Origin of the sequence: Jiella sonneratiae (assembly GCF_017353515.1) — a bacterium.
Lineage (GTDB): Bacteria > Pseudomonadota > Alphaproteobacteria > Rhizobiales > Rhizobiaceae > Jiella > Jiella sonneratiae.
Genome location: NZ_JAFMPY010000031.1, coordinates 12,087 through 37,108, shown reverse-complemented (window position 1 = coordinate 37,108; position 25,022 = coordinate 12,087). Strand labels below are relative to the sequence as shown.

General features: G+C 69.2%; 21 protein-coding genes. 13 read left to right on the top strand and 8 right to left on the bottom strand.

Annotated features, from left to right (window positions below):
- Positions 1 to 14 precede the first annotated feature (14 nt).
- From J1C47_RS20770 to J1C47_RS20760, 3 genes are read right to left on the bottom strand one after another with little or no spacing between them, the layout of a single operon-like run.
- Positions 15 to 1,397: an MmgE/PrpD family protein gene (locus J1C47_RS20770; protein WP_207352720.1), complete on the bottom strand. Its 1,383-nt coding sequence runs from the start codon at positions 1,395 to 1,397 to the stop codon at positions 15 to 17.
- Positions 1,394 to 2,434 (bottom strand): CapA family protein, encoded by a 1,041-nt coding sequence (locus tag J1C47_RS20765; RefSeq protein ID WP_207352719.1) that lies wholly within the window; start codon positions 2,432 to 2,434, stop codon positions 1,394 to 1,396. Before J1C47_RS20765 ends, J1C47_RS20770 begins: the two co-directional genes overlap by 4 nt.
- Positions 2,431 to 3,423, bottom strand: coding sequence for an ABC transporter substrate-binding protein (locus tag J1C47_RS20760; protein WP_207352718.1), 993 nt, complete (start codon positions 3,421 to 3,423; stop codon positions 2,431 to 2,433). Before J1C47_RS20760 ends, J1C47_RS20765 begins: the two co-directional genes overlap by 4 nt.
- 185 nt (positions 3,424 to 3,608) lie before the next feature.
- Here J1C47_RS20760 and J1C47_RS20755 point away from each other — a divergent pair, with 185 nt between their 5' ends.
- The 7 genes from J1C47_RS20755 (at position 3,609) to J1C47_RS20725 (ending at position 10,418) form a co-directional block, all read left to right on the top strand.
- Entirely contained in the window at positions 3,609 to 4,892 is a 1,284-nt protein-coding gene (locus tag J1C47_RS20755; RefSeq protein ID WP_342592032.1) for a LysR family transcriptional regulator, read from the top strand.
- 195 nt (positions 4,893 to 5,087) lie between these two features.
- On the top strand, positions 5,088 to 5,999 hold the full coding sequence (prpB, locus tag J1C47_RS20750; RefSeq protein ID WP_207352716.1) for a methylisocitrate lyase: 912 nt from the start codon (positions 5,088 to 5,090) through the stop codon (positions 5,997 to 5,999).
- Between the two features lie 95 nt (positions 6,000 to 6,094).
- Positions 6,095 to 7,381 carry an MFS transporter gene (locus J1C47_RS20745; protein ID WP_207352715.1) on the top strand — a complete coding sequence of 429 codons (1,287 nt, stop codon included), beginning with the start codon at positions 6,095 to 6,097 and terminating at the stop codon, positions 7,379 to 7,381.
- 187 nt (positions 7,382 to 7,568) lie between these two features.
- Positions 7,569 to 7,871, top strand: coding sequence for a hypothetical protein (locus J1C47_RS20740; RefSeq protein ID WP_207352714.1), 303 nt, complete (start codon positions 7,569 to 7,571; stop codon positions 7,869 to 7,871).
- A gap of 62 nt (positions 7,872 to 7,933) precedes the next feature.
- Positions 7,934 to 8,248, top strand: coding sequence for a cysteine rich repeat-containing protein (locus tag J1C47_RS20735; RefSeq protein WP_207352713.1), 315 nt, complete (start codon positions 7,934 to 7,936; stop codon positions 8,246 to 8,248).
- Positions 8,249 to 8,352: 104 nt separating this feature from the next.
- Positions 8,353 to 9,069 carry a response regulator gene (locus tag J1C47_RS20730; RefSeq protein ID WP_207352712.1) on the top strand — a complete coding sequence of 239 codons (717 nt, stop codon included), beginning with the start codon at positions 8,353 to 8,355 and terminating at the stop codon, positions 9,067 to 9,069.
- 2 nt (positions 9,070 to 9,071) lie between these two features.
- A complete protein-coding gene (locus J1C47_RS20725) occupies positions 9,072 to 10,418 on the top strand; it encodes a sensor histidine kinase (protein ID WP_207352711.1) in 1,347 nt (448 codons plus the stop codon).
- A gap of 67 nt (positions 10,419 to 10,485) precedes the next feature.
- Here the strand turns inward: J1C47_RS20725 and J1C47_RS20720 are convergent, their stop codons facing one another.
- From J1C47_RS20720 to J1C47_RS20710, 3 genes are read right to left on the bottom strand one after another with little or no spacing between them, the layout of a single operon-like run.
- A complete protein-coding gene (locus J1C47_RS20720) occupies positions 10,486 to 11,223 on the bottom strand; it encodes an ATP-binding cassette domain-containing protein (protein WP_207352710.1) in 738 nt (245 codons plus the stop codon).
- On the bottom strand, positions 11,220 to 12,371 hold the full coding sequence (locus J1C47_RS20715; RefSeq protein WP_207352709.1) for an ABC transporter permease: 1,152 nt from the start codon (positions 12,369 to 12,371) through the stop codon (positions 11,220 to 11,222). The genes J1C47_RS20720 and J1C47_RS20715 overlap by 4 nt, the downstream gene beginning before the upstream one ends.
- The gene (locus J1C47_RS20710) at positions 12,368 to 13,705 is read right to left on the bottom strand and encodes an efflux RND transporter periplasmic adaptor subunit (protein WP_207352708.1); all 1,338 of its coding nucleotides are present in this window, start codon (positions 13,703 to 13,705) and stop codon (positions 12,368 to 12,370) included. Before J1C47_RS20710 ends, J1C47_RS20715 begins: the two co-directional genes overlap by 4 nt.
- Positions 13,706 to 14,226: 521 nt before the next feature.
- On the opposite strand from J1C47_RS20710, the gene J1C47_RS20705 reads away from it, so the two are divergent.
- From J1C47_RS20705 to J1C47_RS20695, 3 genes are all read left to right on the top strand, one after another.
- Positions 14,227 to 16,401 carry a TonB-dependent hemoglobin/transferrin/lactoferrin family receptor gene (locus tag J1C47_RS20705; RefSeq protein WP_207352707.1) on the top strand — a complete coding sequence of 725 codons (2,175 nt, stop codon included), beginning with the start codon at positions 14,227 to 14,229 and terminating at the stop codon, positions 16,399 to 16,401.
- A 151-nt stretch (positions 16,402 to 16,552) separates the two neighbouring features.
- Positions 16,553 to 17,167, top strand: a complete 615-nt coding sequence (locus J1C47_RS20700) for a biliverdin-producing heme oxygenase (protein ID WP_207352706.1) — start codon at positions 16,553 to 16,555, stop codon at positions 17,165 to 17,167.
- Positions 17,168 to 17,241: 74 nt separating this feature from the next.
- The gene (locus J1C47_RS20695; protein ID WP_207352705.1) at positions 17,242 to 17,892 is read left to right on the top strand and encodes an O-methyltransferase; all 651 of its coding nucleotides are present in this window, start codon (positions 17,242 to 17,244) and stop codon (positions 17,890 to 17,892) included.
- Positions 17,893 to 18,058: 166 nt separating this feature from the next.
- On the opposite strand, the gene J1C47_RS20690 is transcribed toward J1C47_RS20695, so the two are convergent.
- Both J1C47_RS20690 and J1C47_RS20685 read right to left on the bottom strand, forming a co-directional pair.
- Positions 18,059 to 20,008 (bottom strand): methyl-accepting chemotaxis protein, encoded by a 1,950-nt coding sequence (locus tag J1C47_RS20690; protein WP_207352704.1) that lies wholly within the window; start codon positions 20,006 to 20,008, stop codon positions 18,059 to 18,061.
- A gap of 331 nt (positions 20,009 to 20,339) precedes the next feature.
- Positions 20,340 to 21,464, bottom strand: a complete 1,125-nt coding sequence (locus J1C47_RS20685; RefSeq protein WP_207352703.1) for an iron-containing alcohol dehydrogenase — start codon at positions 21,462 to 21,464, stop codon at positions 20,340 to 20,342.
- A gap of 425 nt (positions 21,465 to 21,889) precedes the next feature.
- Here J1C47_RS20685 and J1C47_RS20680 point away from each other — a divergent pair, with 425 nt between their 5' ends.
- The 3 genes from J1C47_RS20680 (at position 21,890) to J1C47_RS20670 (ending at position 25,007) form a co-directional block, all read left to right on the top strand.
- Entirely contained in the window at positions 21,890 to 22,384 is a 495-nt protein-coding gene (locus J1C47_RS20680) for a tripartite tricarboxylate transporter TctB family protein (protein WP_207352702.1), read from the top strand.
- Between the two features lie 37 nt (positions 22,385 to 22,421).
- On the top strand, positions 22,422 to 23,393 hold the full coding sequence (locus tag J1C47_RS20675) for a Bug family tripartite tricarboxylate transporter substrate binding protein (RefSeq protein WP_207352701.1): 972 nt from the start codon (positions 22,422 to 22,424) through the stop codon (positions 23,391 to 23,393).
- Between the two features lie 126 nt (positions 23,394 to 23,519).
- Positions 23,520 to 25,007, top strand: a complete 1,488-nt coding sequence (locus tag J1C47_RS20670; protein WP_207352700.1) for a tripartite tricarboxylate transporter permease — start codon at positions 23,520 to 23,522, stop codon at positions 25,005 to 25,007.
- Positions 25,008 to 25,022 lie beyond the last annotated feature (15 nt).

The window sequence follows — 25,022 nt, the reverse complement described above, 5'->3', positions numbered from 1 at the left end:
GGGTTCTCGTCTCGTCAGTGGATCCAGTCCACCGACGTTTCCCTTTCGATGGTCGACAGGCGGGCGAAGAGATCGCGCGTCGTCTGCGGATCCCGGCCGATGGACATGATCTCGAAGCGTCGTTTCAGGGCGGCGCCGCTCAGCGGCATAGCGGGGGTGCCGGGAAATTCCTCGACGGTGCGTTCGTGGATCGAACCGTCCCGGCAGGAGACGATGGTCGTCGTCGTCCAGTCGGAATGGCTGCTGCGCCCGTCGCTGACCACCTCGATGCGGCGGCAGAGGTCGCGCAGCGCCGGCTCCTCGAGCCGGCCGGCATCGAAGCTCGCCGGATCGTCCGGCTCGCCGGTCAGGGCTGCGGCGACGCAGAACGGGATGCTGTAGTTGGCAAGGGCCGGATCGCCCGGCGCCTGATCGGCGTTGCTGCCGGCCATGCGGTCGGTCCCGACCACCTTGACGGAGGCGACCTGCCCGGCCGCCAGCCCCGTCTCGCGGCGCAGGCATTCGACGGCATAGACCGGCGTATGCGCGGTGATGTGGCAGGGATAGCGCTTGAGGCAGAGATTGAGCGTCTCGAAACGCGTCCCGAGGCCGTCGGTCAGCGCCGCGACGTCGTGGCTCTGGCAGTAGGTGGCGAGGAACCCCTTCCGGCCTTCCAGAATCTCGGAAGGCCCCTCGTAGCCCATCGCGGCGAGACGCGCCGCGAGGACGCCGCTCTCAGCGGCCCTTCCGATGTGGAAGCGCTTGACCATCGCGCCCCTGCCCTCGGCCGAAAACTGCATCAGCCCGCCGGCCGTCGAGCCGGCAATGCCGAAGGCCATGGTCATGCGCTCCGGCGAAAGCCCGTAGATGCGCCCCGCAGCCGCGGCCGCCCCGAACGGTCCCGTCAGCCCGGGCGCGTGAAAACCGCGCGGCTCGGCGGAATGCCGCGTCGCGACCCCGATCCGCAGAAGCACCTCGAAGCCGGCGACGATCGCGGCGAGAAGCTCGCGCCCGCCGACTCCTTTATCCTGGGCGGCGGCCAGCGCCGCGGCGGCGACGATCGCCCCGGGGTGGACGCCCGCACCGGGCTTCCTGAGGCTGTCGAGTTCGAGGGCGTGGGCGAAGATGCCGTTGACGAAGGCCGCCTCTTGCGGGGCCGTCGTCACGTCGTCCCGGCCGATCACCCGCGAGCCGCCCTTCGAGGCTTCGGAACGGACGAAGTCGAGGGCGATCCGGCTCCACGGCATGTCGCGGCCGCGCAGCGCGATGCCGACCGTGTCGGTGAGGCATTCCTTGGCGCGGTCGACGACGGCCTCGGGCAGGTCGTCGAAGCCGAGGCCGGCGGCATAGCGGGCCAGCGCGGCGCTCTCGCCCCCGCTGCGGCCGTCCTCCGCGGTGGAGAATGTCGGCCCCGTCATGGCAGCGTCACCACCATCTCGTTGCCGTCGCGGACGAGTTCCGCGCCCATGGCGCGGCTGCGGCCGACGATGTCGCCGAGTTCCGCCTGCTCGGCGTCGAGCTCGCAGACATAGGTCTCGTTCTCGGCGTTGCGGCGGACGAATTCGAAGGAGGCCCGGTCGAGACGCGTGCCGTCGAAACCGAACTTCGCCATCATCCCGACCCAGGCGTCGTGCACGAAGCCGCCATGGCCGGTCTGGAAGGAGAAGCTGCCGAGGCCGTAGAAGATCGGCTTGCCCCTGTAGACCTCGATGCCCAGCGAATAGTGCGGCCCGTGCCCGACGACCGCGTCGGCGCCGGCGTCGATCGCGGCGTGGGCGATCTCGCTCATGTAGGCGAGGACGTCCTTCTTGAAGCCCCAATGGAAGGAGGCGACGACGACGTCGGCGCGCTCGCGCAGCGCCGCGACGTCCCGTTCGAAGGCCGCCAGATAGTCGCGGTCGGCCCAGGTGACGATGTAGGGGGGAATGCCGGGCCGGTTGAGCGGCGGGATCTCCCGCTTCACCTTGTACATCGGCACCTGATAGGCGGTGTGGCCCCGCAGGGCGGCGATGCCGGGCGCCGTGTCGGTGGCTTCGTGATTGGTCGCCCAGTAGACCGAGCTGCGCTGCAGGAAGCCGAAGCGGACGCCCTTGCGCTCGACGATCGCCGGCTGCGCCGCGGCCTTGCGGTCGGCCCCGGCCCCGGTGTGGGGGATGCCCTGCCGGTCGAGCCGGGCGAGCGAGGCCATGATCGGCTCGGCGCCGTAGGTGACGTTGTTGGCCATCCCGACGGCGGCGATCCCGGCGGAGGCGAGGCATTCGGTCGCCACGTGAGGATCGGCGAAGAAGCCCTCGGTCTCCCAGGTCCCGCCGCTGCCGCCGGCGAGCAGGCATTCGAGATTGCAGAACACCAGATCGGCGGACTGAAACTCGGGCATCACTTTCCGGAAGGGGGTCGCCGGGTCGGTGACGCCCATCAGGTTGACGTCTCCGACCGCGATCAGCGTCGTCTTCATATGCCGTTCTGCCTGTTCGTGGTTGGCTCGGCCGACGGCGGCGAAAGGCGCGCGAGAGCCATGCGGTAGTAGCGGAGATCGATCATGTCGCCCGAGGCGGCGCGGGCCGGGGTCCGTGCCGGCGTGCTAGCCGTCATTCGGCGCAGCTCGAGAACCTTTTCGAAGCCCGCCGGGTCGATCTCGGCGTCGGCGGCGAAGCCGAAGTCCGGGTCGAGAAGCTGCGCCAGCGAGCGGGCGGCGACGTCGGCCGAAAGCTGCAGCTGTTCGCAGAGCACGCCCACGCAGTGGGCGCGGTTGCCGGGCAGCCGCATCCAGCGCAGCGCCTCGAGATAGGCGGCAAGGTAGCGCACCAGCCGGTCTTCGTTGGCCCGCGCCCAATCACGCAGCACGAAGGCGCCGCCGGCCTGATAGCCGCCGAGAAGTTCGACGGTGCGGCCGAGCGAGCGGAAGCCGAGATCCTCCGCCTCGAGCGAATAGGGCGGATTGAGCACGGCGGCCGCAGCGGAGGGGTCGGCCTGCATGGCTTCGAGCCGCAGCGCGCCCCGGCCGACCGGATCGAGCGTGTAGTCGCGGCCGGCGGCGAGCCCGTGGTCGGCGAGGATCTTGACCGCCTGCAGCGCATAGGCCGTGTCGACGGCGTCCACCACGACGCGCCGGCCGCGGATGCCGGCAAAGCCGTCGATGTCGGGCTGGACGAAGAATTCGTTCATGCCGCTGTCGCCGCCCAGCACGACGACGACGTCGAGCCCGTCCTCCTCGAGCATCGAGACCGCATTGTCGACGGCGATGTGGATGACGTCGAAGTCGCCGGAGGCGAGTCGGTCGCGCTGGAGGCGGGAATTGTTCTCATAGCTCAACGACACGTCGAGGCCGCAGGCGGCGAAGAAGCCCTTCTCGATGCCGATCCGCAGCGGCAGCGACTTGGCGGTCGGATAGCAGCCGACCCGCAGCACGTCGGCGCCCGAAGCCGCGGGAGCGGCAGCGCTCACCGGCGGCATGGTGCCGCCGCAGCTTGCGACAAAGACATGGCTTCCTCCCACCCTGATCCGTCGGCGACGGGCGCGGTCTCTCCCCCGCACTGCCCTGTTGCCCTCGTTGGGTGGAAGGTGCAGGATTCCGCCCGGCCGGTGAAATTCAAACCGGTCCAAGAGCGATAAGTATTGCGGGATCGGAAATGCCGGAACGGGGACGGACTGAGCCGCTGCCCATGCCGAATCTGCGGGGGCTCCGGGCTTTCGACGCCGTTGCGCAGTGCAACAGCGTGAGTCAGGCCGCCGAGCTCGTCTGCGTGTCGCAGCCGGCGGTGACCCAGTCGATCGCCAAGGTCGAGGCCTGGTTCGGCTGCCCGCTGCTCGACCGGCGCTCCACCGGCTCATACCTGACGGATGCCGGCCGCCTCGTCCTGCGGCGGGTCGAGCGTCTGTTCGCCGAGATGAACGCGTCGGTGGCAGCTCTCGGAGGGGACGTGTCCGCCGCGCCGCGCATCGCCTCGATGCTGACGGCCTCGCAGATCCGCTCGCTGATCGAAGTCGCGCGGGCGCACTCCTTCGACGAAGCCTCCAAGCGGCTGCTGGTCTCGCGCACGGCGCTCCACCGCAACGCCCGGGAACTGGAGAAGATCGTCGGCAAGACGATCTACGAGCGGACCGCGGCCGGCATGACCACCAACCCCGCCGGCCGGGAACTGGCGCGGCGCCTGGTGCTGGCCTTTTCGGAGATCGAGGCGGCTGTCCAGGAAGTCGGCGCCCTCAGAGGCGAGGCCCGCTCGCGCATCGTCATCGGTTCGCAGCCCCTGGCTGCCGGCCACGTTCTGGCGCTCGCCGTCAACGACTTTCTCCACGCCTATCCGGCGGCGACCGTCGAGATCGTCGACGGCAGCTATGTCAGCCTGCTCTCCCGGCTGCGGCACGGCGAGGTCGACCTGATGTTCGGGCCGATGAAGTGTCCGGCGAATATCGACGACGTCACCGAGGAGGTGCTCTACCGCGACTGCTACCGGGTGGTGGCGCGGTGCGGCCATCCCCTCGCCTGCCGTGACGATATCGCCACCGCCGATCTCGTCGAATTCGACTGGATCGTGCCGCATGTCGGCACGCAGCGGCGGGCCGCCTTCGACCGGATCTTCGAGAATACGGCGAAAAAGCCGCAGATCAGCGTGAACGCCAGCTCCATCGCGATCCAGCTCTCCCTGATGCGAAACAGCGATCGCCTGACCCTGCTCACCTCCCGCGAGATCGCCGACGATCCCCAGACGGCGGATTTCGAGGCCCTGAACTACGGCCTGAGCATCTCCCGCCCGCCCGACGGGATCACCGCCCGCGCCAACTGGGTGCCGACCGCTCCGCAGGCCCGGTTCATGGAGCTCCTGCGCGACAGGTCGCGGCCGCCGGGCACGCAGCCGATGCCGCCGGGCGAGCCGGAGGCGGCGGCGGCAGAGATGGCGCAGACCTGCAACTGACCGCTCGCCCCAGCCCCGGATCCCAGCCCCGTGCCCCCAGAATCGGGCCACAGCCCCGGATCCCGGCACCGCGCGACGGCACGGGCCGGTGAAGCATTTCTTATCGCGCCGAGCAGCAAGGTGAATGGACAAGCCGTCCGGCAACTGCATGTTCTGCCGGCCAGAAAGCCACTGACCGAACAGGCCTGATCCATCATGACCTATCTCGTTGCCTCCGATTGGCCCGAAGAGCCGGCGGGCAAGCGCTTCCGCGCCCTCGTCGAACGCCCCGGCGCGCTCGCGATACCCGGTGCGCACAACGGCATGGCGGCGCTCCAGGCGCGCGAGGCGGGCTTCGAGGCGCTCTATCTCTCGGGGGCCGCCGTCTCGGCGTCGATGGGCCTTCCCGATCTCGGCATCCTCACCGTCGAGGACATGAGCTTCTACATCCGGCAGGTGGCGCGGGCCTCGATGCTGCCGCTCCTCGTCGACGGCGACACCGGATACGGCGAAGCGCTCAACGTCATGCACATGGTGCGTTCGTTCGAGGATGCGGGCGCCGGCGCCGTCCACATCGAGGACCAGATCCTGCCCAAGAAGTGCGGCCACCTCAACGGCAAGCGGCTCGCCAGCCCCGAGGACATGGCCGCGAAGGTCGCCGCCGCCGCCCGGGCGCGGCGCCATCTCTACGTCATCGCCCGCACCGACGCGGTCGCCAACGAGGGCATGGACGCCGCCGTCGCCCGCGCCAGGCTGTATCTCGAGGCCGGCGCCGACGCGATCTTTCCCGAGGCCCTCACCTCGGCGGAGATGTTCCGCGAATTCGCCAGCCGGGTCGACGCGCCGATCCTCGCCAACATGACCGAGTTCGGGCGCACGCCCCACATCACCCTCGAGGAGTTTTCCTCCTGGGGCTGCAGGATGGTGATCTGGCCGGTGAGCGCGCTGCGCGTCGCCGCCAAGGCGCAGAAGGAGCTCTACGCCACCCTCGCCGCGGAAGGCAGCACGAAGTCGCTGCTGCCGCGCATGCAGACCCGCGTCGAGCTCTACGAGACCATCGGCTACCACGACTTCGAGGCGCTGGACGCCAGCATCGCCGCCTCCGTCGCGCCGCCGCCGATCGACTGACGGGAATCCGCCGGCGGCGCGGGGATCGCCGTCTGCCGGCCGGCAGGCACCGGCCGGAAAAACAGGCAGTGCCTCGGCGCGTCCGAGGAACGATCGTGCCGATCCGCACGACACGGGGGGTCATCGACGTGCGCTTCGGGAGCAGCGTTGGGGAGCAGCTGGCTCCCGGCGGCAGCCGGTTCTTCACCGCCCTCAGGCATCGCAACTACCGCCTGCTGTGGATCGGGACGCTGGTGTCGAACAGCGGCGACTGGCTCGACCAGGTGGCGCTCAACTGGCTGATCGTGGCACAGACCGGCTCCGCCCTCGACCTCGCCCTCGTCAATCTCAGCCGCGCCGTCCCGATCCTCGCCCTGACGCTGGTCGGCGGCGCAATCGCCGACCGGACGGAACGCCGGCGGCTGCTCCTGCGGGTGCAGAGCGTCGCCATGATCCTGGCGATCGTCCTGACCGCCATGACGATCGCCGGCACGACGCCGGTCTGGGCGCTCTGCCTCCTCGCGGCGGGCAGAGGCGGCGTCATGGCCTTCAACCTTCCGGCCCGCCACTCGCTGATCCCGACGCTGGTGCCGCCGAAGGACGTGCCCAACGCCGTGGCGCTCAATTCGGTGACGATCAATTCGACCAAGGTGCTCGGCCCGATGCTGGCCGGCATCCTGATCGCGCGGTTCGGCCTCGCCACCTGCTTCGCCGTCAACGCGGTGAGCTACCTCGCCGTGCTGCTCACCCTGACGGCGATGGACCTGCCGCCCTTCGAGCGCCGGGTCCGGCACAGCGAAAGCCTCGCCGGCTCGATCGCCGCAGGGCTGCGCTACGTCGCGACGCGCCGGCTGCTCGTGCTGCTCGTCCTCGTGTCGCTGCTGCCGGTCTTTCTCGGCCAGCCCTTCATCATGCTGCTCGCTCTGTTCGCCCACGACGCGCTCCACTGGGGCCCGGTCGGCCTCGGCGTCCTGACCTCGGCGGCGGGCGCCGGCTCGGTCGTCGGGGCGCTCGCCATCGGCGGCTTCACCGAGCTCCTGCGGCAGGGCCGCGTGCTGCTCCTCCTGCTCGTCCTGTTCGGCACCGCCCTGATCGTGCTCGCCCTCAATACCGTCGACCTCGCGGCGCCGGTGATCCTGATCTTCGCCGGGGCGGCCTACATCAGCTACAACACGACGCTGAACACGATCATGCAGATGATGGTGAGCGACGAATATCGCGGGCGGGTGATGAGCACCCTGTTCCTCAATCGCGGCCTGATGCCCCTCGGCACGGCCGGTGCCGCCGCCCTGTCGGCGGTGATCGGCATCCGCGCGACCTATGCCGCGATGGGCGCGTCGATCCTCGTCTTCGCGGTCGCCCTCGCGCTCCTCTCGCCCGGGCTGCGCCGGCTCAAGGTCTGACGCGCGGGACGGACCGGAGCCCCGGGGCGACCATCGTGGCGACGGGCCGGCGGGACCGCGCCGTTACATCTCGTGACGATCCGAGACATTCGCCGTCCTGCCGCACACACGCCATCCAACTCGGCCGGGCAGTCTCCTGCCCATGACGGCCCTCCGAGGGAGGTCCGCCGAACCAAGGAGACGACTGATGACCCGACTGCTCCTGGCCTTCACGACGACGGCCGCCCTTTCGCTCGGCTTCGTCGCCGAAGCCGGCGCCTGGACGCGCCACGGCACCGTGACCGGGCCGCGCGGCACCGCCACGATCGACGGCTCCGGCAGCTGCTACAATGGCAGCTGTTCGCGCCAGGTCACCCGCACCGGCCCTTATGGAAATTCGGTTTCGAGACAGGGAAGCGTCTCCTGCGCCGGCGGCGCATGCAGCGCGAGCCGGACGACCACCGGCCCCCGCGGCGCCACCGTCACCCGTCAGGGCACGATCCGGCGCTGACGTCCCGCGGAGGCCGGCAGGTCCGGCTTCCGCACACGCTCTTCATCAGGGAAACACGAGCCATGCTCGAAAACCGAGTTCCGGTTCTTGCGGCATCGACGATCGCCGCGATCGCCATCCTCGTCGTCGCGACAGCGGTTCCGGGCACCGCGCGCGCCGAGGCCTCGCCCGAGATGCGCAACGAGGTCCGCCGTCTCGTCAGTCTCTGCCGGGCCGATTATGATCGGCTCTGCCGCGGTGTTTCGCCCGGCGGCGGCCGCATCCTCGCCTGCCTCGACCGGAATCGGAAGCAGCTGAGCCCGGCTTGCGGGCAGTCGCTCGAACGGGCCAAGGCCATGCGGGACAAGGCAGCCGCCCGGGGCGCCCTGCCGCAATAGGCGGGGCCATCGCGGGTTGCGGGCGTCCGGCCGGCAGAATGACGGAGCCGGCCGCCGGGCGTGGCGCACCTCGCGCGCGGAAAGGACGCGCGGAAAGGAAACGCATGAGCCTGACGACCAGCAAGATCCTCGTCGTCGAGGACGACGACGAGATCCGGCGGCTCGTGAGCGAGATGCTCGCCCGCGAGGGATTCGGCGTCGACGCCGTCGCCGACGCGGCGGCGATGGACGCCCAGCTCGCCCGCAGCCGGCCCGACCTGCTCATCCTCGATCTCATGCTGCCGGGCGAGGACGGGCTGTCGATCTGCCGGCGCATCCGCAGCCGGGATACGCTGCCGATCCTGATGCTGACCGCCAAGGGCGACGAGATCGACCGCGTCATCGGCCTCGAGATGGGCGCCGACGACTATCTGGTCAAACCCTTCGGCCCGCGGGAACTCCTGGCGCGGGTGCGGGCGGTGCTGCGCCGCGGCGGCGGACAGATGCCGGCGCCGCCGTCGCGGCGCTTCGCCTTCGCGGCCTTCGTCGCCGATCTCGACGCCCGCGAGATCGCGACCACCGAGGGCGACCCCGTCGCCCTGACGACCGGCGAGTTCGACCTCTTGGCCTGCTTCGTCCAGCGGCCGCGCCGGGTCCTCACCCGCGACCAGATTCTCGACTTCACCCGCGGCCGGGATGCCGATCCCTTCGACCGGACGGTCGACATGCTGGTTTCGCGGCTGCGCAAGAAGCTCGACGCGGCAAGCCCCGGCTGCAACCTCATCACCACCGTCCGGAACGGCGGCTATCTCTTCACCGCGCATGTCCGGCCGCTGACGTGAGGATGCCGCTGAGCCTCGCGACGCGCATCGCGCTGATCTTCGTCAGCGCCCTCCTGGCGGTCTGGCTCAGCGCGCTCGGTCTGGTCTATGCGGGCAGGGCCGGCGACGGCGAACTGGCGGGCCTCGACCCGGCGCGGATCGGCGCGATCGTCGCCCTTCTCGAAGCAAGCGGTCCCGCAGCCCGCGCGAGGGTCCTCGCCGCCGTCCGGTCCGATGCGCTCGACGCCGCTCTCGACGACGAGGCGCCGGGTCCGCCCGGCGACGCCGGGCTTCCGGCCGCTGCCGCCCGCCTGCGGCAAGACCTCGAAGCGAGCCTCGCCCCCCGCCCCGTGGCGGTGAGTTCGGGCTCCGGACGCGCCCGGGCCATTCCGCGCCCCTTTCTCGACGCCCGCGACACCCTGCGCGTCCGCATCGGCCTCGAAACCGGCGAAACGCTCGTCCTTACCTGGCAGGAGCGCCTCCCTCTGACGCCGCTCGGCCTGCCGGTCGGCTTCGGAGCCGGGCTTCTCGGCACGCTCATCGCCTTTGCCGCACTGCTCGTCATGCACCGCGAGACGCGGCCGATCCGCCGCCTCGCGGCGGCGGCCGACCGGATGGACCTGTCCGCCCGCCCGCTCGCGCTGGTACCGCCGCGGGCGAGCGCGCCGGAAATCCGCCAGCTCTACGACGCCTTCGACCGGCTTCAGACCCGGCTTTCCAATCTCCTGCGCGCGCGCATGGCGATGGTGGGCGGCATCTCGCACGACGTGCGCACCTTCGCGACGCGGCTGCGGCTGCGCGTCGACGCGATCCCGGCCGGCCCGGAGCGCGAAGGGGCGATCGCCGACATCGCCGACATGATCCGCCTGCTCGACGACGCGCTCTTGACCAGCCGGACCGGCGCCGAGGAACTCGCCGAGGAACTCGTCGACTTCGAGAGCATCGTCGCGGACGAGGTGGCCCACAAGCGATCGGACGGTGCCGCCGTGACGCTGGCAGTCGCTCCGCAAGCGCGGAATGCCTCTGTCCTCGGCGACCGGCTGGCGCTGCGCCGGATCGTCTTCAATCTCGTCGACAACGCCGTCAAATACGGCGGTGCCGCGCATGTCGGGCTCGGCGTTGAGGCCGGCTTCCTGGTGCTTTTAGTCGAGGACGAGGGCCCGGGCGTCCCCGAGGCGATCCGCGACATCATCTTCGAGCCGTTCGTGCGGATGGAAGCCTCGCGCAGCCGGGCGACCGGCGGCGCCGGCCTCGGGCTCGCCGTGGTGCGCGGCCTCGTCGAGGCCCATCGCGGCACTCTCAGTGTCGGCGCAGCAGCTTCGGGCGGCGCGCGGTTCGACGTCCGCCTGCCGCTCTTCGTCGCCGCCTGATGCTTCGCCATCCCCGGCCTGCCGCGCCCGGCAAGAGCCTTCGACCGGTCCCCGGTTCGGCCGAGGCTCACGCCGCGCCGGGCCGGGAGGCGGGCCGGGCGGCGGGCCGGTTGTCGGTAACCGCCACGATCCTGCCGTCGGAAAATTCGACGAGGCGGTCGAAGAGGTCGAGCGACCGATTGTCGTGGGTGACGACGACGATTCCCGCCTGCCGGACGTCGGCGATCGTCCGGAACAGTTCCATCACCTGCCGGCCACGCACGCTGTCGAGCGCCGCCGTCGGTTCGTCGGCGAGAAGCAGCGGCGGATCGTTGGCGAGGGCCCGCGCGATCGCGACGCGCTGCTGCTCGCCGCCCGAAAGCCGTGCCGGGCGGTTGTCGAGCCTCTCGCCGAGGCCGAGCGCGGCAAGCAGCCTTTCGGCATGAAGCCGCGCCGCTGCCGCCGGGACGTCGTCGATCTGAAGGACCAGCGCGACGTTCTCGGCGGCGGTCAGGAACGGGATCAGATTCGCCTTCTGGAAGACGAAGCCGATCTTGCGGCGACGAAAATCCCGAAGCCCCGCAATGCTGCCGCCGGGCCGCGACACGATCTCTCCCTCGAAGGCGACGCAGCCGCCGGTCGGCAGTTCCAGCAGTCCGGCGATCAGGAGCATCGTGCTCTTGCCGGAGCCGCTCGGTCCGACGATGCCGACGAGTTCTCCCGGAAAGACGTCGAACGACACGCCGTCGAGCGCGCGGATCACCGTCTCGCCGCTCTGATAGTGCCTCGCCGCGTCGCGGACCGAAAGGATCGGAGACCTCGTCACGCCAGGACCTCCTGCGCCCGCACCTTCATCGCCCGTGCGATGCCGAAGGAGCTGGCGACGCCCGAAATGACCACGACGGCAAGGACGAGGGAGAAAAGGTCCCCCGGCAGGATCGCCACCTTGCGCGGAAACAACGGGAAGATCGCTTCGGCGAAGCCAAGCCCGACGGCAAATCCGCCGAGGCCGATCATCGCCGCCTGCTGGACGATCATCGAGACGATCACCGAATTGCGGGCGCCGATGAGCTTCAGCATGGCGATCTGGTGCAGCTTCTCGAGGGTCATCGTGTAGATGATCAACGAGATCACGATCGCCATGACGACGAGCAGCACGCCGGTAAAGGCGAGAATCTGGATGCGCAGGCGCCACAGGCGCTGGTCGAGCAGCAGCGCGTGCTGATCATCGCGGCTGAGAACGTCGACGTCGCCCCATCTGCCGATGACTGCCCGCACGCGTTCCGGATCTGCGGCCGGATCGAGGCCGACGACGACCGCGGCGATCCTGCCGGCATTCGAGGCAGACGCCGCGTCCGCCGTTTCGGCCATGCCATTCCGCGCGAGAAGGATTTCCTCGCTGTTGCGGCGCGAGGCGATGGTCATGGCATCGTTGACCGTGACGAAGAGCAGGCCGTCGCCCTGCGCATCGACCATGCCGCGGGTGATGCCGACGATCGCGTAGTCGTCCCGGCCGAGCCGGATCTCGTCGCCGAGGGCGAGACCGAGGCTGACATCGGCGATCGCCTCGAAATGCGCGCTCGCCAGATGACGTCCGCGCACGACGCGCAGCCAGCCGCCGACATCCTCGGGAAAGTCGAGACCGGTGACCGAGGCTCTCACGTCGCGCCCCTCGAATTCGAACTGCTGGCTCGACTGCACGAAGCGCCGCGCCCCGGCGACGCCGGCCACCCCGTCGACCCGGCGGTCCATCGTCGGCGAGATCGCCGAGGATTCCGCGAAGGGCCCGGCATGGCCGCCCTGCACGACCCACAAATCGGCGCCGATGTTGTCGATGATCAGAAGGGCGTCGGAGATGATGCCGCGATAGAGCCCGACCATGCCGATCGCGGCGGTGATCAGAAAGCCCACCCCGACGAGGGTCAACAGGAACCGCGAGAGGTTGCTGCCGATGTCCTTCATGGCGAGGTTCACGGTCGGATCTCCGCTTCGCGGACCCGCATCCAGTCGAAGACCCGGCCCGGCGCGAGCACCACGTCGCCGTCGAAAAGTCCGTGCTCGATCTCGACCCTGCCGCCGCCGATCTGTCCGAGCGTCACCGGCCGCCACGACGCGCGGCCCTCTTCGACCACCCAAAGGCCCGCCGCGCCGTCCCTTCGCACGATGTCCTCGGTGGCGACGGCGATGACGTCGGTCTTGACCGCCACCGTGATCGTCGCGGTGCCGCGCTGGCCGATCGCCCAGTTCGGCGGCAGCTCCGTCGGAACGACGTCGGCGGTGAATTCGCGCGTCTCCGTATCGACCTCGCGGCCGATCCGCAGCACCTTGCCGGCAATGACACGGTCGCCCTCGGAGGCGAAGCTGACGTCGGCCTCCTGCCCTGCTTCGACGGAGGAGATGACGCTCTCGTCGAAGCGGGCGGTCAGGATGATCGTCGAAGGGTCGACGATCTGCATGATCGACGATCCGGGCGTGACGATGTCGCCGACGTTTCGATCCCGGGAGATGACGATCCCGTCCATCGGCGCCCTGATCACCGTCTGGGCGAGCCGCGCCTCGTCCACCGCGACCGTCGCCTCGGCCGACTGCTGCTGGGCCTCTGCCTGGTCGATCGCCGCTCCCGCGGCTGCGAGGTCGGCCTCGGCCTCGTGCAGCGACGCCCGCGCCGCATCGAGGTTCGCCTGCGTCGTCGATCCCGTTTGCCTGAGAGACGCCTGCCTCGCATGGGTCTGCCGGGCGTTGTCGAGCGTCGCCCGCCGGCGCTGCCGGTCGACCCTCGCCTTTTCGACCGCCGCCGATGCCGCCGCCGCGGCGGCCTTCGACACGGCGAGCTGGTTCTTCAGATCGCCGGCTTCGAGTTCCGCGACGACGTCGCCTTTCGCGACCTTGTCGCCGCGATCGACGCCGATCCCGGCGATCCTGCCCTGGATCGTCGCACCCACGGTGCTCTTGTCGATGGCGTCGAGCGTGCCCGGGCCGCGGCGGTCGACGACGAGGGTGCCGGGGTGGACGACCTCTCCTTTCGCAGGATGCGGTACCAGATAGCGAAGGCCGAGCACGAAGGCCGCCGCGACGCAGACGCCGGCGACCGCCACGGATGCCGCCCGTCCCAGGCGGCGGGGGCGTGAGGCCGGACGGCCGCCGACGAGCAGCGTGCCCTTCGGCCCGGAGCCATGGCCGGCCCGCCCGGTCCGGTCGGACGGCGAGGCCGGCGCGCCGGCCGCCGCCTCCCGCACCGCTGGGCATGTCGGCTCGACATTCTCCTGGCGCTTGAGGGACGGCGGCTCGGTGGCGGAAGGAAGGGACATCTCGTGCATGGCGTCGTGAGGGTGGGTGAATACGGCGATCCGGCGCCCGAAGGCCAACCCGGCCCCGCATGGCGGCGGCACGGAACCGGTTTCCCCGGGCGCCGGAGACGGCGGCCACCCTGGCCGGAACCGGCCGTCCGGCAGCCATGGGCGACGATGGGGTGTTAGGCGGTGAAGATCGTCCTTGGATCGGACTTTGCATGCCCGGCGTGTCGTTTTGTCATCGAACGTCACGGGCCGGGCGGGCGCCGGCGCCTTGGCATCGCCGGAGACCGGACGGAACGCGGCGTGGCCGGACGACAGGCCCGGCAGTCTTCGCATTTCCGCCACAGTTTAGAATCAGTCGATTTAGTTCAATGCTTTCAATGAATTAAAATTTGACTTTCGGAGTCATATTCATTAGCGATCATCGCAATGCAGCGCGGACCGAGGGGGTCGGGCGCGGCAAAGGACGGTAGCGAGCCAGACCGCGTGCACGCGGCGCCAGCCAGGTCCCTTCTTCACACATCGAGGGGTTCACCATGGCTCGCCAAAGGCGCCTGCTCGCCCGACTTGCGTCGGGCGTCGTCATTCCATTCGTCCTCGTGCCGGCGGCGCTCGCCCAGGAGACGACCGCGGACGGGACGATCCAGCTCGACACCGTCGTCATCAAGAACGGCAAGCCCGCGAAGATCACCGGCGCGACCGTCACCACGGTCGACAAGAAGGAGCTGGACGACAAACAGGTCCAGAGCCTGGAAGAGCTCGGGCAGCGCATCGATCCGAGCGTCGACTTCAACGCCGCGAACGACAGCGTCAACATCCGCGGTCTCGACGCCGCCCGTGTCCTGACGACGATCGACGGGGTGCCGATCCCCTGGCTGAACGAGCCGGTCTACGGCGCGGTGGGCGGCATCAGCACCTTCGACTTCGACAGCCTGTCGCAGATCGACATCCTGAAAGGCGGCGATTCCAGCCGCTACGGTTCCGGCGCACTCGGCGGCGTCCTCGGCCTGCGCACCCTCGACCCGGACGACCTCATCGAACCCGGCCGCAACTGGGGCGGCCTGACGACGCTCTCATACGATTCGAGAGACGAGGACGTCGACGTCAGCCAGGCCGTCGCCGCCCGTCGCGGCGGCACCTCGGTGCTGTTCCAGGGAGGCTATCGCTGGGGCCACGAGGTCGACAACCAGGGCGACGTCGGCGGAACCGGGGCGACCCGGACCGAGCCGAACCCGCTCGACTACCACCGCGACAACTGGCTCGGAAAGATCTACCAGGAGGTCGACGGCGGCCATCGCTTCGGCTTCACCGCCGAGCATTATTCGCGCAAGAACGACGTCGACGCCGAGACCGAGATCGGCAGCACCTATTCCGACTACGAAGCGATCGAGCGGCGGGAACGCACCCGCCTGTCGCTGACCTACGACTATCAGGCGGACGACCCTTCGGCCATTCTCGACGAGGCCCACGTCCTCGGCTACTGGCTCGACTCGAAGGTGAGCCTCGACGACCGCTCGGTCCGGCTGACCACGCCGGCCGGGGATTACGAGCGCTTCGACACGCTGGAGAAGAAGGGCTTCGGCGGCCATGTCGACGCCCGCAAGGAAGTGGCGCTCTTCGGTCTCACCCACGACTTCCGGACCGGCGCGGACGTCTTCGTCGGCACCAGCTCGCAATATCTCATGGGCGACGATGCCTGCAGCGTCGTCTACAGCTATTCGTGCTCGTTCTACCACGTGAACCAGTCCTATCAGCCGGACGTCGACAGCCGCACCTTCGGCGGCTTCCTCGAGGACGACATCCAGCTCGGCGGTGGCTTCAGCCTGACGCCGGGCGTGCGCTTCGACTGGTACGACCACGAACCGCAGGAAACGGCCAGCTACGACGAAAACGACGCCGCGCAGGACTTCGACGAGAACAGCGACTCCGCCGTCTCCGGAAAGCTGCGCGCCGCCTACGACTGGGACGGCGGCCGGGTCTACGCACAGTGGGCGCAGGGCTTCCGCGCGCCGACCTCCGACGAATTGTTCACCACCTACGGCTCGCCCGCCACCTATCTGTCGCTCGGCGATCCGAATCTCGAGCCGGAAACCAGCAACGGCTTCGAGATCGGCACCAAGATCGGCGACGACTATCTCGGCGGCGGCGCCGCGGTGTTCGACACCTACTACAAGAACTTCATCGACACCGAGACCTTCACCGCTGCCGAGCTCGGCCTCAGCGGCTATCCCTACGGCGTCTTCAAATACATCAACCGCGCCCACGTCCAGATCTACGGGCTTGAGGCCAACGCCCACTGGCAGTTCTACCCCGGCTGGACGGCCTCGGTGGCGCTGGCGATGATCAAGGGCAAGGACACCGACACCGACGAGATCATCGATTCCATCCCGCCCTATCGCGGCATCTTCGACCTCGCCTACGAGGCGAAGACGTGGAGTGCGGGCATGACCTGGACTTTGGCGGGCAAGCGCGACGACGTCGACCTCGACAAGGGCTACACCTCCGCCTACGGCCTGCTCGACCTTCGGGCATCGTGGTCGCCGGAACAGGTCGAGGGGCTGAAACTGACGGCGGGCTTGTACAACGTCTTCGATCAGACCTACTACAATGCCCTGCACATCCCTTCGACGTCGACCTCGCTGTCGCAGCCGGATGCGTTCTATTCGGAGCCGGGCCGCACCTTCAAGCTGACCGCGGCCTACAAGTTCTGAGGCGTATCGGGGTCGGGGCCGAACGAACCGCAGGCGGGGCGGCCCGAGTGCCAGCCCCCGCCTTCACCGCGTTCCTCGCGCCTGCCCGGCCCCGAATGACGAAAACCCGGCCAGGCAGCCGGGGGAACCGAAACCCATGAAGACCCGACGCATGACAATCGCGACCACCCATCCGGACACCGACGCTCCAGCCGCCGACGGCCGCTCGAAACGTCTCAAGCAGGCGACCGGCGCCATCCACGAACGGCTCGACCGGCAGATGATGGCCGCATCGCCCTTCTCAAGCCGCGAGCGCTACGTCCGCTATCTGCGCCTGCAGTATCTGTTCCACCGCGAGGTCGCGCCGCTCTACCGCGATCCCGGCCTCGCCGGCATCTTCCCCGACCTCGCCCAGCGCCGGCGGCTCGAACTCGTCGCCGCGGACCTGATGGATCTCGGCGAGGCGCCGCCGCCGCCGAGCGACCGCGCGGGACCGGAGGCGCACGACCTCGCGCCGGCCCTCGGCTGGCTCTATGTCGCCGAAGGCTCCAACCTCGGCGCAGCCTTCCTTCTGAAGGCGGCCGGCGCTCTGGGGCTCTCCGAAAGCTGGGGCGCGCGGCATCTGCGCGCGGCGCCGGAAGGCCGCGGCCTGCAGTGGCGGACCTTCACCCATGCCCTCGACGGCGTGGAATTGTCCGCAGGCGATGAAGACCGGGTGGTCGACGGCGCCCGGCATGCCTTCGCCTTCGTGCTCGACCGCGCCGAGATGGATCTGAAGGCCGCCTGAGCAGCGGGCCGCCGCTCCGCGCCGCGCCGGCCGGACGACGGCCGCAACCCGCCATCGGAGATCGGAGACGCCGGATGGACAGCAAGGTCACGTCCGTTCTCGACGCCTATCACGAGATGATGCGGCAGGAACGGGAGGAGCGGACGCGCCACCAGGGACGGCTGCCGCGCCCGAAGGAGGGCGAGCGGGATCGCCGCCTCTTCGCCATCGGCGCGGAGACCGGCCGCTTCGTCAACACGCTGGCGCGCAGCCTCGTGCGGCCGACGATCCTCGAGCTCGGCACCTCCTACGGCTATTCCGGGATCTGGCTGGCGGAGGCCGCGCGCGCGGCGGGCGGCCGTCTCGTGACCATGGAGATTGCCGACTACAAGTCGGCATTCGCCCGCGAGATGGCCGAGAAGGCGGGTCTCGCCGATTTCGTCGACTTTCGCGTCGGCGACGCCGTCCGGCTGATCGAGGACATGCCGGCGGGCATCGACTTCGTCCTCGTCGACCTCGCCAACCACCTCTATCTGCCCTGCCTGCGCGCCTTCCACCCCAAGCTCAATCCCGGCGCGATCATCGTCACGGACAACGTCCGGCCCGGCCGGGCGGACACGGCGGAATACGTCGCCGCCCTGCGTGCCCTGCCGCAGATGGCGAGCCTCTGCCTGCCGGTCGGCAACGGGCTGGAGCTCAGCCGTTTCGAGGCGTTCGAGCCTGCGACGGTGAAGCAGGACCAGTAGCCGGTTCTCGCCAGAACGACCGAGAGGCACGCAAAACGCCGGAGCGGCGGCGGCAGCAGTGCCCCCAAATCCCGGCCGAGGCCAGTCACGGCAACAGACGCAGAAAGGGCCCGCCGCGGTTGCGCGACGGGCCCTTCCCTCACTGTCGATACGAGTTGGCCGGGGCTCAGAATTCTTCCCAGTTGTCGTCGGCGGCCTCGGCCTTGCGGGCTGCCCCGCCGGCACCCGTGGCGCGCAGCTGCGGCACGGAGCCGGAGGTCCCGCGGGCCGATGCGGAGCGGGAGGCGGACCTTGCCGTCGGCCGGCCGGCCGGCATTCTGCCGGATGCCGTCGCGGAGGCCTCCGCCGCCGTCTTGAACTGCGCCATCACGCCGGCGAGTTCCTCGGTCTCCTTGGCGAGCGTCTGGGCCGCCGCGGTCGACTCTTCCACCATCGCGGCGTTCTGCTGGGTCACCTTGTCCATCTGATCCGCCGCACCCGACACCTCGCGCAGGCTCGTCGCCTGTTCGCGGGCCGAATCGGCGATCCGTCCGATGACGTCGGTCATCGACGACACCTCGGCGACGATCTCTTCCAGCGACTTGCCGGACGCCGTGACGAGGTCGACGCCCGCCGACACCTGCTCGCTGGAGGTCTGGATCAGACCCTTGATCTCCTTGGCGGCCTCGGCCGAGCGCTGGGCCAGCGCGCGGACTTCCTGCGCCACCACCGCGAAGCCCTTGCCGGCCTCGCCGGCCCGCGCCGCCTCGACGCCGGCGTTGAGGGCGAGCAGGTTGGTCTGGAAGGCGATCTCGTCGATCACCCCGATGATCTGGTTGATCTGCTGCGAGGATGCCTCGATCTGGCTCATCGCCTCGACGGCCTCGGCGACGATCGCGCCGCCCTTTTCCGCCTTGCGGCGTGCCGACGTCGCGACGGTCTGCGCATGGCCGGCGCCGTCCGCGGTCTGGTTGACCGCGCTCGTCACCTCGCCGAGGGCGGCGACGGTCTCTTCGAGGCTCGCCGCCTGCTGCTCGGTGCGCTGGGCAAGGTCGTTGGAGGCGACGGTGATCTCGGAAAGCCCGGTGCGGATCGAACCGACCGACGAGAGGACTTGGCCGATCGCGCCTTCCAGCGCCGCGACCGAGCTGTTGAACTTTGCCCGGATCGGCTCGAACTCGGGCGCCACGGCCCCCGTCATGCGGACGGTGAGGTCGCCGGCCGAAAGCCGGTCGAAGCCGGTCTCGACCATCCCGACGAAGGCGCGAAGGTCCTCGCCCTTGGCATTGTCGAGGGCTGCCTGGCGCTGCTTGGCCTCGTCCTGGCCGGCGCGTGCGGCCTCCGCCTCGCCGGCGAGCCGGTCGCGCTCGACCGCCTGATCCTTGAAGGTCTCGACCGCCTCGGCCATGGCGCCGATCTCGTCGCGCCGGCCGCGGGCGGGCACCTCGACCGACTTTTCGCCGGCGGCAAGCCGGCGCATCGCCCCCGTCATCGCCTTGATCGGGCGCGAGATCGACCGGGCGAGCGGCCAGGCGCAGCCGATCAGGACGAGAAGGATGCCGCCCAGCCAGAGAAGCGACTTGTAAAGCGCGGCCTGGAACTGCGCCTCGACGTCGTCGACATAGACGCCGGTGCTGACGACCCAGCCCCAGGGCTTGAACAGCGCCGAGTAGGAGAGTTTCGGGACCGGCTGCTCCTCGCCGAGCCGCGACGACCGGTATTCGGTGAAGCCACCGCCGGCCTGCGCGGCGGCGATCTGCTTGCGGGTCATGTAGACGCCGTCGGAATCCTGGTTGTCCCAGTTTTGCGACCCTTCGACCTTGGGTTTCGGGTGGACGAGCATCTGGCCCTTCTCGCTCACCACGAAGAAGTAGTTGCCGCTGCCGAAACGCATGCTGCGCAGCGAGTCCGCCGCGCGGCGCTGGCCCTCTTCTTTGTTGATCGCCCCCTTGTCGACCTCGTCGGAGATCGAACCGATCATGGTCATCACGACGTCGACCTGCGACGCCAGAAGATGCTCGCGCTCGTTCCAGATCTGGGAACGCAGCGAAAGAAGTTGTCCGGCAATGGCCGCCGTCGTCGTCAGCACCGCGACGGCGATCAGGACGCCGAGTTTCCGTGGGATCGTCAGATTCATCTTGCAAAGCTCTCGGGATTTGACCGCCGCAAACGGCAGGACTGGTCGCGTACCCTTTCTTCCAGAGAAGGTATCAAAACTTCACTAATATTGGCGGACGGTCGGCAAGGCTTACACGGCTGGAAACAGCTTGGCGACAGGAAGCGGGCTCTTCGTCAAGGAAGAGCAAGTCTTCTTCCTGCACCCGGCCGACGGAACGTCAGCACCGCGAGGGCCGGTGGGGCTGCGCGGCAACGCCGGCTGCAACGGCCGGGCCCGGACGGCCGCCGAACGTCCCGGCCTCTTTTGATACGCCTCGGATGCGCGGCCGCTTAGTGCGCCGCGTTCAGGGTCAGAACGCCGCCTCGTAGATCCGCAGGATGTCGGCTTCCGCCAGCTGCTTCGGATTGTGGTCGAGCAGACGGCGGATCTTGTGCGCTTCGGCAGCCATCGCGGCGAGATCGTCCCGCGGCACGCCGTGGGCGGCGAGCCGCATGTCGAGACCGAGCCCCTGGCAGAAGGCGAAGGCGCCCTCGAGGGTCGCCGCTTCGTCGCGCGCGTCGAACCCCAGCGACCGCCCGATCGCCGCGGTCTTGTCCGGCACGCTCGACGCGTTGGCCGCGAGCGCGTGCGGGAAGATCAGCGCATTCGCGACGCCGTGGGCGATGTCGTGGCGCGTGCCGAGCGGATAGGAGATCGCGTGCCCGGCGGTGGTGTTCACCGGGCCGAGGCAGACGCCGCCGTAGAAGGAGGCGAGCGACAGGCCGGCCCGGGCTTCGATGTCGGAGCCGTCTTGCACGGCGCGGGCGAGATACCGCCCGACGAGGTCGATCCCCTGAAGCGCATAGGCGTCGACGATCGGATGCGAGCGGCGGCTGGTGAAGGCCTCGACGCAGTGCGCCATGGCGTCGACGCCGGTCGCGGCGGTGACCGCCGGCGGCACCGAGATCGTCAGGCCGGGATCGACGATCGCGAGATCGGCCAGCATGTGGCGGCTTTCGACCGCGAGCTTGTTGCGGCTCGACGGATCCGTCACCAGCGCCCGGGTGCCGACCTCGCTTCCCGTGCCGGCGGTGGTCGGCACCTGGACGAGCCGCAGATTGCGCCGCGGGGCCCGGCCCGGCCCGACGATGTCCTCGATCCGCCTGTCGCTGCCCAGGAGCACGGCGACGAGCTTGGCGAGATCCATGGCGCTGCCGCCGCCGAAGCCGATCACGACGTCCGGTCCGAAGGCCCGGGCGGCGGCGACGGCCGCTTCGAGATTGGGGACGTCCGGCTCGGGCTTCACGGTGCCGAAGATGCCGGGCTCCGTCAGGGCGAGAACGTCGATCCGGGCGGCGTTGAAGGCGTCCGACACGACGAAGGCGCGCCGGCATCCCTCGTCGCGCAGCCAGTCGGCCAGGGTCGAGACCTGGCCGGCGCCGAAGCGCAGCATGGCGGGCCGGAGCATCTCAAGCGGGCGATCGATCGTGGTCATGGTCGTGTCTCCCGACGCCTCGGGCTCCAGCCACGCGGCGCGACAAGCTTACAATTTCGGTCTCCCGGCAATGCCCGATCATCTCTCGAAAGACGGACGGGAAGGTGCCGGCGGTGCGGTCCGCCTATCTACGGGGCGGCTCGTACACTTGTCAACGAAACCGCCCGCCGAGGCCGAGAAGCTGCCGGTTTCGGAGGCGTCCGAGGGCGAGATGTCGGTCACGACGGCGCAGCTGCGTCGATTTCGATGCCAGGACTTTCCTTTTTATCGCATTGTTTCAACAGTCATTTTTTCTTCGACGGCGCCTCAGATTGGGATATCTGGTGCAAAAGGTCGATTCTTTGTTGACAGGATTACGAATTTGGAATTCCTTGCCCGGCGGGGCGGTCGTCCGGACCGGCCCCGCGGAGCAGTGGGAGGAAGCCGTGCCGTCGAGACGGACCGACATCTGGATCGGCGCGGGCATCCTCGCCTTCTGCGCCTTCGCCGGCTGGCGGACGCTGCGGATTCCGGCGGTCGCGACCGGCACCTCGGCCGGTCCGAACTTCGTGCCGTGGCTGATGATCGGCGGGATCGTCGTCCTCACCCTGGCGCTGATGCTCCGCTCGGCCGTCGCGCAGCGATCGGCGGTGCCGCAGGACCTCGCCGCCGCCACGACGCCGTCCGATCCCAACGACGCGGCGGGCGGGGCACCGTCCGGGACAACCCTGCGGCGGATGGCGGTCTTCGCGCTCCTGCTCGTCGCCTATGCGGCATTCTTCATGCCCGTCGGCTATCTGGCGACCACCGCCGTCGTCTTCGTTGCCGGCATGGCGCTTCTCGGCGAACGCAACTGGATTCGCCTGATCGTCCTGCCGCTGATCATCACCGCAGCCGTCTACTGGGGCTTCACCCGCTATCTCGGCGTGTGGCTGCCCTGACGGCACGATCTCGTCATCTCCAGGGAGGAATACAGCGATGAAACTCGTTCTGACAGCAGTGATCGCCGCCGCATTGTGCGGCGGTGCCGGCGTGGCCGCGGCACAGGACTATCCGGCGCGGCCGATCCAGGTCGTCGTCCCCTATTCGGCCGGCGGCGGCACCGACCTGTCGGCCCGCATCATGGCCGAGGTGTTCCAGAAGCATCTCGACGGCAGCACGATGATCATCCGCAACCAGCCGGGCGGCGGCGGCGCCATCGGCACCAGCGCGGTCCTCCATGCCCGGCCCGACGGCTACACGCTCGGCACCGGGTCGCAGGGCCCCCTCGCCCTCCTGCCGCATTACGGCGGCACCGACTACAAGCTCGACGACGTCGAATTCATCGCCCTGATGGGCCGCAACCTGCAGATCCTGCTCGGCTGCTCCGGCGCGCCGTTCAAGAACTTCGACGAATTCCTCGCCTATGCGAAGGAAAATCCCGGCAAGGTCCAGGTCGGCAATTCCGGCGCCGGCGGCGCCAACCAGATCGCCATGCAGGCCTTTGCCGAAAAGGCCGGCATCAAGATCGCGGACGTGCCGTTCGGGGGCGCCTCGGAGGCGATGACCGCCTGCGTCGGCGGCCACATCGACGCGACGATCTCGACGCCGGCCGAGGCGAAGGCCCAGGTCGACGCCAAAGCGGTGACGCCGATCTTCATCATGGAGGACAAGCGGATCCCCGACTATCCCGACACGCCGACGGCGGTCGAGAAGGGCATCGACTTCACCTGGTCCTCATGGAAGGGCATCATCGGCCCGAAGGGCATGCCCGACGACGTCAAGAAGACCCTGCAGCAGGCCTTTGAGGAAACCTTCAACGACCCCGAATTCCTGAAGCGCATGAAGGACATGGGCGAGTTCGTCGAATATCGCGACGCCGAAGGCTACGAAAAGCTCGCCCGCAAGGACAGCAAGGAAGCCGAAGCGGTCATCCGCGATCTCGGCATGTATGGAATGAACGCGAAGTAGGCGGTCATTCGTCGGCGCTTCCCGCCCCCAAGGGGCGCCGGGGCGCCGCCGCCGCGAAAGGCCGCCTGCCCCGGATCGGCGGGCGGCCGGCGGCGAAGGATCCTCTCGGTAACGGCGCACAGCAACATGGATGCCCTGCAATACGTCCTGCCGGTCTTTGCACCGAACGTCCTCTGGGTCATCGCGCTCGGGACGATCGGCGGCCTGATCATCGGCGCCCTTCCCGGCCTCACCGCCACGATGGGGGTCGCGCTGCTCATCCCGCTCACCTTCGGGATGCAGCCGATCCTCGGCCTCAACATGCTGATCGGCATCTATATCGGCGGCATCTACGGCGGCTGCATCTCCGCCATCCTGCTGCGCACGCCCGGCACGCCTTCCTCGGCCGCGACGGTCCTCGACGGCTATCCGCTGGCCCAGAAGGGCCAGGCCGGCAAGGCGCTCGGCATGGCGACGATCGCCTCCTTCATCGGCGGCATCTTCGCGGCCGTCGTCCTCGCGACCCTCGCGCCGCAGCTCGCCTCCTTCGCGCTGCAGTTCGGCCCGGCCGAATATTTCGCCCTCGCGCTCTTCGGCCTCACCATCATCGCCTCGCTCTCCGGCGACGTCCTCAAAGGCGCGATCGCCGGCCTCGCCGGCGTGCTGATCTCCACCGTCGGCGCCGATCCGATTTCGGGCGCCCTGCGCTACACCTTCGGCGTCTCGGGATTTGCCTCCGGCTTCGCCTTCACCCCGGCGCTCATCGGCCTCTTCGCCCTGTCGGAAGTCTTCGTCCAGATGGAGAAGATCTTCGCCGACGAGGGCCCGGCGATGAAGGTCTCCGGCCGCTGGCCGAGCCTTGCCGACATGAAGGAATCGGTGCCGGCGCTGATCCGCGGCTCGATCATCGGAACCATCATCGGCATCATTCCCGGCACCGGCTCGGGCACCGCCTCGTGGATCGCCTACAGCGAGGCGCGCCGAAGCTCGAAGACCCCGGAAAAGTTCGGGACCGGGCACATGCCCGGCGTCGCGGCGACCGAAAGCGCCAACAACGCCGTCTGCGCCGCGGCGCTGATCCCTCTCCTGGCGCTCGGCGTGCCGGGCGACGTGGTGACCGCGGTTCTGATGGGCGGCCTGATGATCCAGGGGCTGGCGCCCGGGCCGATGCTGTTCCAGAGCCGGCCGGACGTCATCGTCGGCATGTTCGCCGGCACCTTCGTCGCCACCATCTTCATGTTCGTCTTCGGCATGCTCGGCATCGGCCTGTTCTCGCGCATCCTGATGATCCCGAAGCGCATCCTGACGATGTCGATCGTCGCCTTCTGCTTCATCGGCTCCTTCGCGATCAACCTGAACGTCGTCGACCTCTACACGATGGTCGGTTTCGGGGTGCTGGGCTACGGCATGCAGAAGTTCGGCTTCTCGCAGGCGGCGCTCTGCATCGCGCTGATCCTCGGGCCGATGGCCGAAGCCAATCTCCGGCGCGGCCTGCTGCAGAGCGGCGACGACGTCATCGCCTTCGTCTCGACGCCGATCTGCCTGCTGTTCCTCGCCCTCGCCGCACTGTCGATCCTGCTGCCCCTGCTGCGGCAGTTCCGCGGCCAGACCACCATCGCCACACCGGCACAATAATGAGCATTGGAGAAT